Raw genomic sequence first — 11,067 nt, 5'->3', positions numbered from 1 at the left:
TGAGCGCAGCCGTGGGTTCGTCCATAACAAGTATCCGGGTTCTATAGGAGAGCGCCCGGGCAATCTCCACAATCTGCCGCTCTGAGACACGCAGCTTGCGGACTGGAGTGGTCGCTAGGAATCTCCCGCCCAATGAGGAGAGCAGCAGCTCTGCGCGGCGGACGCATTCGCGCCAGTTGACACTGAAAGGCAGAGACCCGCGGGGCAGGTCTCCGAAGAAGATGTTCTCTGCGGCGGATAGAGCAGGAATGAGGTTGAACTCCTGGTGTATGATGCTGATCCCCAGGCGTTGAGCGTGCCGTGGGCTCCTCGGCTGTACGACCTTGCCGAACAGACGAATCTCCCCGGCATCGGGTGGGATTATGCCGCCGAGCGTTTTCATGAGCGTGGATTTCCCGGCGCCGTTCTCTCCCACCAACGCATGGATCTGGCAGTGCCCCACGGTGAGGTCGACATGGTCGAGAGCGAGGACACCGGGGAAGGACTTGACGATCCCGGACATGCAGAGGGCGAACTGCGACTCCGGGGCCGTGTCCGACGTGACCGTCCGTTGGGAAGCCTCAGTCTCGCATTCCTCGGTCACTGCTCATCACCCCCGATGCCGGGCGGCCTTCTGTGCCCGCCGTCCCGGCCTGAGCGCGAAGCGCGGCGAAAGTACTAGCTCACAGGCGGAGGCCCTGTTGAGTCCCGCAGTATGACCGTGCTTGGAAGGGTGATCGCTTTGGGGGCCTCGCGTCGGCCGGAGATGCGCTCGAGAAGGAGCCTGACCGCGGCCTGCCCCATCTCACGCTTAGGTTGATCGACTGTTGTGAGCGCCGGGTGCACCAAGGACGACATATGGATGTTATCGAATCCGGCAACCGACACCTGCCCAGGCACAGGAATGCTGTGCTTCGATAGGTACGCGAGCGCCCCCAGGGCGGTCCAATCGCTCAGACAGAACAGAGCGGTGGTGTCCGGATGGACCCTCAGGATCGAAGCCGCGCCTTCCTCTCCGGCGGCCGCGGAGAACGAGCCGTGATACACGCTGCCTTCGGGCGCCGCAAGGCCGAACTCTCGCATGGCATCGCGGAACCCTCGAACCCGATCCTGGCTCACCCCGAGGCCTTTGGGGCCAGCGATGCAACCCAGCCTGGTGTGGCCGAGTTCTATCAAGTGCCTGGTAAGACGGAGGCTTCCGCCGTAGTTGTCGCAGGTCACTACGTCATTGCCCGACCGTCTTGGTCCGCGGTCTATCAGGACGCACCGCACGCCGTGATCGTCGCAGCTTGCAGCGTCGAACAGCGGATCCGCATTGTCGACCGGGCAAAGTATCATGCCGTCTACCTGCCTGTCGGCAAGAGCTCGAATCAGCTTCGCCTGACGTTTGGGGCTTCCGTCCGCCCCGGCCAAGAAGACGGCGTATCCGTGCCTCTCGGCGGCGGTCTGAACCCCCGCAGCTACCTCCGTGAAGAAAGGGTTGGTAATATCGGGCAAGACGAGCCCGAGCATCTGGCTTGTGCCGCGCCTCAAAGCGCGCGCTATCCTGTTCGGTCTGTACCCCACTCGGGAGACCGCTTCGAGAACGCGGGAGCGCGTCTCGGAGGCAACAGGGGCGCTGTTCGTCAGCACCCTTGAGACTGTGCTTATGGAAACCCCTGCGGCTTGGGCAACATCATGTATACTCGACACAGTGCCTTCCCTCGCCGTCGCTCGCTCGATGCCTGTGGAAACGTTTCTGCAAACGTTTTCACACCCAACACAATCCTACCACGACCGCCAAATATGTGCAACCCGTTTTCCAGCCTCATTTGCGAGAACCTAGCATGCTCCACCTTTGTTGCCTTCCGCCCCGAGCGAACACCGGACGTCAACAGCACCCGTGGCGTCCTTATGTACAAACTCGCCGTTCGCGACGAGAGTCCCAACCGGGTCCTTGAATTCGCCCCCCACGTAGGCGTTGAAGAAGCTGCCATCTACAGAATCTGGAGTATGAGGAACTTGAGGTACCGAGTCTCGGGGACCCCAAGCAGTATTGGGTGATCTTTCGCTTGCGTACGCACTTCAACGAGCCTTGCGCGCCTCCCGGAGTCCCTCACCGCCGACTCCACAGTGGAGATGAACGTTGGCTCGTCCACGTGATGAGAACAGGAAGAGGTGATAAGGAATCCTCCAGGTTTCAGCAACCGGCACGCTCGGAGGTTGATCTCCTTGTACCCTCGAAGCGCGCCCTCGACGGAGGCACGGCTCTTGGTGAACGCGGGTGGATCGAGGATCACGACATCAAACCGGTCCTCCGGGTCTTTCGAGTCCGACATAGCCCGCAAAGAGTCGAAGACGTTCGCGGCCTCGAACCGGCACACTCTCCCGCAATCATTTCGTCTGGCGTTAGCCCGGGCGATCTCGAGCGCGGGCTCTGAGATGTCGATGCCCACTACTTCGCTCGCCCCGTAACGTGCAGCGTGGACTGCGAAACTCCCTGTGTGGCAGAAGCAATCGAGCACCCTGCCCCCCTGAACGAACGGGGCTATGGCCTTTCTGTTCTCCCGCTGATCCAGGAAGTACCCAGTCTTCTGTCCTTCGGATATGTCGACGAGGAAGCACAGATCGTTCTCTCGGATCTCGAACGTGGTGTCGAACTGCGCCGAGAGGAAACCCCGCGTCTGAGGAAGGCCTTCTAGTTCACGGCTCCTTACGTCGTTCCGTTCATACGCGAGGGAGACTCCAGTGAGATCGAGCATCTTCTGGACCAGCATCTGCTTACGGCATTCCATGCCCAGGGTGAGGGTCTGGAACACGAGGCAGTCGCCGTAACGGTCCACGATGAGCCCGGGCAGCCCGTCTGCCTCTCCGAACACAAGCCGGAGCGAATGAGCACCGGGCGCCACCAGATCGCGGTAGTAGACGGCGGACCGAAGCCTTTCGCCAAACCAGACGTCGTCGATGGGCTCGTCGCGCCACGTGAGCAACCTGACCAGGATCTGTGATGCACGGTTGATGTACCCTCTGGCGATGAACTGTCCTGAGCTGCTCACGACATCCACTATCTCTCCATCGGCCGGGTCCCCCAGGATGTCCGCGACCTCTCCCTGGTACACCCAAGGGTGCCCCGCCCGAGCACGCCCATCGCGGCCCTTTCTGAGGCGAACTGCCGCCACCTACGCTTTCCCTCCCCCGACTCGCGCGAGAATCTCCCGCGCTACGACAACGCCTGACGCTGACGCCTGCATCAGGCCACGAGTCACACCCGCTCCGTCGCCCGCTGCGAACAGGTTCCGGACCGTCGTTTCGAGTGTCCTCGAAAGCTCGAACCTGTTGGAGTAGAACTTGACTTCGACACCGTAAAGAAGTGTGTTTCTGGAATACACTCCGGGAGCGATCTTGTCCATGGCCTGCAGCATCTCGATGATGCTCACCAGATGTCTGTACGGGAAGACCAGACTGAGATCTCCCGGCGTAGCATCTTTGAGAGTAGGTGTTACCGTGCACTTGCGAAGCCTCTCCTCATTGGTTCTGCGACCAGCGATCAGGTCGCCGAGCCTCTGTACCAGCACACCCCCGCCGAGAAGGTTTGCGAGACCCGCCACGTACTTCCCATACAGAGTGGGCTCGCGGAATGGCTCAGTGAAAGTCTTGCTCACCAGGACAGCGAAGTTGGTGTACTCCGTCTTTCTCTCTGCGTGACTGTGACCGTTCACCGTGACTAGTCCCGCGTTGTTCTCGGTGACCACCTCGCCGTAAGGGCACATACAGAAGGTCCGGACCTTGTCATCAAAGGTCCGTGAGTAGTACACGAATTTGGACTCATAGACTACGCTCGTTATGTGCTCCATCACCGCCGCAGGCAGCTCCACCCTTACCCCGATGTCAACGGGGTTGATAGCGGTGCGAAGGCCCATGCCGGCGGCTTGTTCCACAAGCCATGCCGATCCTTCCCTGCCCGGAGCTATGATGACATAGGTCGCGGGGATGAACGTACCCCCGGAGACTTCTACACCTCTGACCCGCCGTTCTTCCACGACGATGCGGGTGACGCAGGTGTTGAGCGCAATGTCCACGCGGCCTTCGAGTCTCTTCTTCATCCTTTCGAGGATCGCCTGTGTGCGGCCGGTGCCGAGATGGCGGATTCGGGCGGGAATCAGGGTCAGCTCCGCGACTTTGGCCCGGTCACGGATGTCAGCCACTTGGTCCTCTTCCTCCCCGTACACGGTCTCTGGGGCTCCGTACTTCAGGTAAACCCCGTCGACGTAGTCAATGAGGCTGAGCAACTCGCTCTTGCCCACGTAGTTCTCGAGCATGCCCCCGACATCGGTGGAGAGGGTAAGCTTCCCGTCGCTGAAGGCACCCGCCCCTCCCCACCCGGATACCACACCGCACGGGTCGCACCGGAGACACTTCACTTTCCCATCTGAACCGGGACACTTTCGCCCGTCCATGTCCCGTCCCTTTTCAATCATCAAGACTCGTACGTCCTCACGCTCAGAGAGCTCAAGGGCTGCAAAGATCCCGGCCGGGCCGGTTCCGACGATGACCACATCATAGCGAAGGTCACTCAACTGTATGGGCCCCCTCCCAGACATCCGACTGCCGCACCCGGCGGAGGTGCGGCAGTCGGAATATGCTATCTCGGGTCTGATTTGCGCTATTCCGAGCTCGTGTATACTTCGATCTCTGAGAACTGGACTGCCACTCTCGGATTCGACACCCTGTGCACGATGATCCGGATTCCGGAGGTTGTGACCGCCGTGAACGGGATCTCGTACATGAATGTCGACCCTGATGTTTTCTTGTACTTGTTCTGGTCCAACCTGGATTTCGTGTCAACGAGATCGACCCATTGCCCGTCCCGATCGTACTGGACAGTCATTTCCACCGCATAGTGTCCGATGTCGCTGACTGTCCTTATGAAGCCGATCGTCTGAGGCTTGGCGAACCGTATCTCGATCCACTGGTTCGGCGAGCTCCCCGGCGAGCCTGCCTCCCAGTATGTCTGCCTGTTCCCGTCGATCGCGTACGCCGCCGGCCTCGCCTGGCTTCCCGGGCGTGCCGCCGCATACGACGAGGCCGTGGCGCTCCCACCATTCGAGCTCAGGGCCCAATTCACCTTGACCGGCGGACCTGGTGGCGGTGGAGGCGGCGGAGACACCGGAGGCTCCGGCGGAGTGGACGGCGGTTTTGCAGGTGGCGGAGGCGGCGGCGGCGGCGCCCCAGCCGTGGTGAACGAGAAACCAGACAAAACCGCCACGTTTCCGGCCGCGTCCCGCGACACAACCTGATAATAGTATGTGGTGTCGGAGTTGAGCCGGGTCAGTGTCACGCTGTGATTCGTCGTGAGCTGCGAGGGCGGGAGCTCGGGGACTATGATGACTTTCGCCCCGACATCTCCAGGCCCAGTGGCGGCTTCCGCCGATGTAACGGACTTCTCACCGGCCGTATCTCTCATCAAGGCGCCCGACAGCCCGTACTCCACCGTGGACGTGGCGGGCTCATCAGTGTTCCAAGTTATCGTGGCTGAGTTCCGGGTGACGTCGGACGTCCTCACGTTCGTAATCCTGGGCGCTCTCGTATCCAGGACTATCGAGGCCGAGTAGGTCCTGCTCACGTTAGCTGACGGGTCGCGAAACTCAGCGTAGATGGTTCTCGTTCCGTCCCCGGGCGTGAGCCTGAAGTTGGTCTTGGACGCCAGGGTCTGCCACGCTGTCCAGTTGCCCACGTCCTCCCGAAGCCTCATCTCAATCCTTCCGCCGGAATCGTCCGAGGCGGAGAGAGTGAGGCTGACCAGGGTAGACCGGGTATATCTTGCGCTGTCGTTTATTCTGATGCTGCCCGTCGGGGGTGTGGTGTCCCTCGGCTGCTGGGTCCGGAACGTGGACACAGCGGACTCGGCGGTATTGCCCGCATCGTCTGTCGAGCGAACCTTGAAGAAGTAAACCGTGTTCGGGTTGAGACCGGTAATGGTCACAGAGTGCGAAAGCTCTCTGTCGCCCCAGCCCGAGGTTCTGGTGGGAGCCAGAGGCCCGTAGAGCACCCACGAGTCAGCGAACTCATTAGTCCACCAGGTGATCGTCGCGGAGTCAGGCCCGACCGTCTTGGCCTCGACCCAGCTAATCTGAGGCGGTGTGACATCAAGGACGATACTCGCCTCTGCCTGTGTCTCGTTTCCAGCTTGGTCGCGGACGCGCACATACACGGTCCTCTTCCCCTCAGCCCCCGTTAGCTGCCAGGTTGTGTTGACCGAGTGAGGCCGCCAGTACCCGAACGGAGTCCCGTCGTCGCGGATGGTCATCTCGAGCGGCCCTGGTTGGTCGTCCTGGGCGTATACTTCGAGCTGAAGGATCCGGCTGTTCGCGTACCTGGCTCCACCGTTGATCCTAAGGCTAACACTCGGCGGCCGGGTGTCCGGGGAGAGAGTCCTGAAGCTCATATCCTCTGACCGGGCTACATTGCCCGCTGCGTCGCGGGATATGACCCTGAAACCATAGGTCGTGCCTGGCCTGAGGCCCGCAAGGGATATGGTGTGCACGCCGGTCACGTCGGTGCCGCTCACCCGGTCCGGAGATCCAGTGGCCCAGAACTCCACGGCTGAGTCCGCAAGTTCGTCGGTAGACCAGGACACCGCCGCGGAGGTGGTCCCCACCGCTGTTACCTGAACGTTGTAGATGCGCGGGGCTCTCGTATCCAGCACTATGCTGGCAACGTAGGCTTGCGAGACGTTGCCCGCCGCGTCCCGGAACCTGACATACACGTTCTTCGTATCGTCACCCGGCGGAAGCTGTATGTACTTTGTGGCCGCGAAGGCTTCCCACGGCCCGTATGTCCTGCCGTCCGTCGAGAACGACATCTCCAGCTGCCCGGGCACGTTGTCACGCGCCCAGAGAGCCGCGGTCACGTACGGGCTATTGATGGCGGCTGTTCCCCCGGCGACAGCGATCCCGCCCTCGGGAGGGACGGTGTCCAGAGGCGCCGCCGGCGGTATTGCTGCCTCCGCAGACGCGTGGTTGCCCGCCCCGTCCACGACTGACAGGAAGATCCTGCTGGCCCCGGTCGAAGGGAGCGCAACCACGAAGTCGTGGGAGTACCAGTCGAACCACCGCCACTCGGCCCCGTCGAAAGAGAGCCAGAACCCGGCGATTCCGCTGGGATCAGTTGCCGACAGGGTCACCCTCACCCGGTCGCGGAAATATGGGTTGGCGCCGGGTGCGTCAGAGACCCCGATGGATACGGAAGCGGGAGTCGAGTCCAGAGTTATCGTGCCTGATTCGCCACGGGTCACGAATCCCCAGTAGTCGCGGAACTTGACTTGGACCTGCTTGACCCCGTCCCCGGGCGTCAGGTTCCAGGAGAACTCACAGTACTCCCCAGGCTTTGAGTACCAGGGACTCCAGGTCACTCCGTCGTTGCTGAAAGACACGTTGGGAATAGGGCTGTAGACTGCGACTCGGACCTGGGTGGAGTTGGTGTGCTGCACTCCCCCGTTGATCAGGACACCACTGAAGGGTTTGTCGGGAATCGGTGCCACCGTGACCGACCTGGTGGTGACCCCGGTCGGAAAGGTCCCTCGAGCCCTCAGCTCCGCCTCGAGCCTAGACACGTAGACCTGCCCAACCCGGTTTCCCGGGTTCAACCCGAGCGCAGACTGCAAGGTGGCCAAAGCCCGGGAGGGGTCACCGAGTCTCCACTCACTGATGGCCCTGAGCACGAGTGCGTTGTCAGAACCATACTCAGGGAGGGAGGTCAGGATATCAGCGAAGACCGGACCTGCGGCAGCGGCTCTGCCGGACTCAAGCATCGCACAGGCCAAGCCGAACTTCGCCCGTAGCAGGTTCGGGTTTGCCGTAGAGGCCTCTGTGTAAGCATCCATCGCAGCCTGTGCCTCGCCCGAGAGCCGGTATGCGTTGCCCAGTCTGTCGCGGGTGAGGGTCAAGGTGCGATCCTTGTACGCGGCGCGCCTGTACGCGTCGAGGGCTTCGGCTTGCCTTCCCAAGGCCGACCTGGCATCCCCCAGGAACTTCTCTATGTACGCGGGAGCATCATACCTGGCCAGAGCCTGAGAGAAATACTGATCAGCGGCTTCGAACCGCCCAGCTCTGAACTCCACGACCCCCATGGCGGCGAGGATGAGCGGGTTCCCGGGATCGCCCCCCGCGGTCCTGGCCCTGTCCAGTTGTGCGGAAGCCATTGAGGCCTGCCCATCTTCAAGGTACTGATACGCCAAAAGGACCCTTGCCGCTACATTGGACGGCTCTGCCGCTACGGCCTGCTCCAGTGCCCTCCGGGCGTCGTCTGCCCTGCCACTCGCGAAGTACAGCATGCCCTGGCGGTAATAGGCGCCAACCACCTGCTGCCCGGGGCTGAGCGCGCGCCCATAGGAAGCCAGCGCCTGGTCGATATCCTGGTAGCCCCGGTCAGTCAGGGGTGGGAATCCATACGCCCGGACGTACGCAGGCTCCGTCATACATTCCAGGCGGTAGGTCAGGACCCCCTGAATCCCGGACCGCAGCTCATAACCTTGCCCCAGGCCGAAATGGGCCCTGGTGTTCTGTGGTTCGAGCTTCAGGGCCTGCGTGAACTCGCGGACCGCGTCATCCGCAAGCCCCTGCCCAAGAAAGCGCTCGCCCCTCACTATGTAGTCGTAGGCACTGGTCTGCGCGCCTGTGGTCGCCGGTACCAGAGTCGCCAGGACCAAAGCAAAGACGACGAGACGCGCCAGTGTCTTCATCGGCCAATCCCTCCCGTTGGATGAATGCGGTACATTAGACGGAGGGGCCCGCTCGCCAGTTCCTCCCCGCCCGGGCATGATACTCCGGCCCGCACAGGGCTATGGATAGATCCTGTTCAGGAGTCTTGGAAACGGGATCATCTCCCGTACGTGCTCGAGCCCGGTGATCCAGGCCACGGTCCTCTCGATCCCCAGCCCGAACCCGGAATGGGGGACCGACCCGAATCTCCTCAGGTCGGTATACCAGGTATAGGCCGCCTCCGGCAGGCAGTGCTCGCGGATTCTCTGAGCTAGCAAATCCGGGTCGTGAATCCGCTGGCTTCCGCCAATGATCTCCCCGTAGCCTTCGGGGGCAAGCAGATCCGCGCAGAGGACCGTCTCGGGCCGGTTCGGGTCGGGTTGCATGTAGAAGGCCTTCACTTTTGTTGGGTATCCAGTGACGAAGACCGGACGGTCGAATCTCTCGGATATCAACGTCTCGTCCGGGGCACCGAAGTCGTCGCCCCACTGGAACTCCCGGCCTTCAGTGCGAAGCAGGGCGACTGCGTCATCGTAGGAGATTCTTGGGAACGGCGGCTTGATGTTCTTGAGCTTCGACAGGTCGCGCTCCAGGAGGCGAAGTTCACGCCCGCGGTTCTCCAGACACCGCCGGACCATGAAAGAGACCATTTCCTCCTGGACCGCCATGTTGTCCTCTTGGTCCGCGTAGGCCATCTCGGGCTCTATCATCCAGAACTCTATCAAATGTCGGCGGGTCTTGGACTTCTCCGCTCGGAAGGTTGGCCCAAAACAGTAGACTCGCCCGAAGGCAAGGCATGTCGCTTCATTGTAGAGCTGGCCGCTCTGACTCAAGTAAGCCTTCTCACCGAAGTAGTCTGTCTCGAAGAGTGTCGTGGTGCCCTCACAGGCGGAAGGAGTGAGTATGGGGGCATCGACTCGTATGAACCCGTTCTCATTGAGGTAGTCCTGCGCCGCCCGGATCACCTCGTGCCTCACCAGAAGCGCCGCGTGCTGCTTCGGTGAGCGGATCCAAAGGTGCCGGTTGTCCATGAGGAAGTCCACCCCGTGCTCCTTCTTGGTGATGGGGTAATCAGAGGCCATCTGGATCAGTTCCACGGAGGTCACGGACAGCTCATACCCGCCCATGGCCCGCTCGTCCGCCCTGACTTGCCCTCGCACCACTACAGAGGACTCCTGGGTGATCGTACCGCACAGTTCGAACTGGTCGTCGGGCATCTCGCCGCGAACCGCGACTGCCTGCAGGAATCCTGTGCCATCGCGGATGATCAAGAAATGTATGCGGCCGCTGGATCGCTTGTTGAAGAGCCAACCTCGGACGGTCACTTCGCCGCCTTCATGCTGCCCGATGTCGCGGATTCGCACGGATTCCAATATCCACACCTCCGGCCACGCACCCATCGTTCTTGAAACTATCTCCAATTATACTAGCCCGTCCAGGGATTCTCAACTCGCTGGCCAAGCCAGGCAGCACTTCCGCAAATGGGCCTTGGCGTGGCGTGTTGCGAAACGTCGCGGCTCAGGGCATGTATGGCTACGTTTACCATACTGGATTCCGCTGAAAGCCCTGCTCTCCCCAAGCCCACGACTTGGGAACCAATGGTATCACATGATCGGTTGCCGAGGTCCCCGTGCCGTCAGGGCGAGTTGCCGGCCTGGTTTAAGCTTGAGTATCGGCAACGGGTGAGCGAGGTTTCCAATGCCGGCCAAGATCTGCCGCGCCAGCTCCTTCAGCGTAACGCCTTTCCCCGGCGCGTCCTTCAGGTTCTTTTACGCGAACAGCAACATCAGGTTGGATGCGATGCAATACAGGGCATACGCCCCTCTTATGCCGTTTCGATCCTGCGTGTAGCAGTGCTCGAATCCCCAGTTCTGTTTGAGGCCGTTGAAGACTGTGTTCTTAATGTCCCACCTGCGATGGACTGTCTCCCATGCCCGCTCGGCCTTCATTATCGCCTTTGGCGCCGCCGTCGCGATATGGTATTCCGTCGTTGTGCTCCCGGCCACCTGGCCGCCCCGGGTCTCCTTCTTCGTCTCCCGAACCTTAACGCACCGCAATGGACAGCGAACCCTGTCCCAGCTTGTGAAGTTCTCTTCATCCCACAGCTCCGCGTCGCAGGCTACCCCGTGCCCATTCTTGATGGGCTCGCCTTTAGGCGTTACGCCTTGGGCAACAACGTGAGGCGCCTGCTTGCGCATCAGCCCGTCCATGTCCCGGACCAAGCGGCGATCCCTCTGTTTCACCTTGATCACCACGTGTTTGCCCTGTTCCACCGCCATCAGCAACCGGGGCTGGGCTCCAACGCAGGATATCGCCGCCGCTTTCTCGACATGCTCTCTCTTACCGTTCC

Annotated in this window: 7 protein-coding genes; all 7 read right to left on the bottom strand. The window is 61.4% G+C overall.

Annotated features, from left to right (window positions below; all coding sequences use genetic code 11):
- Positions 1-583, bottom strand: a 583-nt coding sequence (locus tag NUW23_00680) for an ATP-binding cassette domain-containing protein (GenBank protein ID MCR4424694.1), incomplete at its 3' end; no start/stop codon positions are given.
- Between the two features lie 74 nt (positions 584-657).
- On the bottom strand, positions 658-1,671 hold the full coding sequence (locus NUW23_00675; protein ID MCR4424693.1) for a LacI family transcriptional regulator: 1,014 nt from the start codon (positions 1,669-1,671) through the stop codon (positions 658-660).
- 284 nt (positions 1,672-1,955) lie between these two features.
- The gene (locus NUW23_00670) at positions 1,956-3,137 is read right to left on the bottom strand and encodes a class I SAM-dependent rRNA methyltransferase (GenBank protein MCR4424692.1); all 1,182 of its coding nucleotides are present in this window, start codon (positions 3,135-3,137) and stop codon (positions 1,956-1,958) included.
- Positions 3,138-4,535 carry an FAD-binding protein gene (locus tag NUW23_00665; protein ID MCR4424691.1) on the bottom strand — a complete coding sequence of 466 codons (1,398 nt, stop codon included), beginning with the start codon at positions 4,533-4,535 and terminating at the stop codon, positions 3,138-3,140.
- 86 nt (positions 4,536-4,621) lie between these two features.
- Entirely contained in the window at positions 4,622-8,698 is a 4,077-nt protein-coding gene (locus tag NUW23_00660) for a fibronectin type III domain-containing protein (protein ID MCR4424690.1), read from the bottom strand.
- Between the two features lie 99 nt (positions 8,699-8,797).
- Positions 8,798-10,117 carry an asparagine--tRNA ligase gene (gene asnS, locus NUW23_00655; GenBank protein MCR4424689.1) on the bottom strand — a complete coding sequence of 440 codons (1,320 nt, stop codon included), beginning with the start codon at positions 10,115-10,117 and terminating at the stop codon, positions 8,798-8,800.
- Positions 10,118-10,486: 369 nt separating this feature from the next.
- A partial coding sequence (locus NUW23_00650; protein ID MCR4424688.1) for a hypothetical protein occupies positions 10,487-11,067 on the bottom strand: 581 nt, incomplete at its 5' end.

The sequence above is a fragment of the Bacillota bacterium genome, from assembly GCA_024655925.1.
Classification (GTDB): domain Bacteria; phylum Bacillota; class DTU025; order DTU025; family JANLFS01; genus JANLFS01.
The sequence above is the reverse complement of the archived record's forward strand: the minus strand, read 5'-3'. Positions and strand labels throughout refer to the sequence as shown.

What these genes read in the sequence shown, in the direction of transcription:
- asnS (MCR4424689.1), bottom strand. Translation starts at nt 10,117, where the DNA reads ATGGGTGCGTGGCCGGAGGTGTGGATATTGGAATCCGTGCGAATCCGC.
- NUW23_00660 (MCR4424690.1), bottom strand. Translation starts at nt 8,698, where the DNA reads ATGAAGACACTGGCGCGTCTCGTCGTCTTTGCTTTGGTCCTGGCGACT.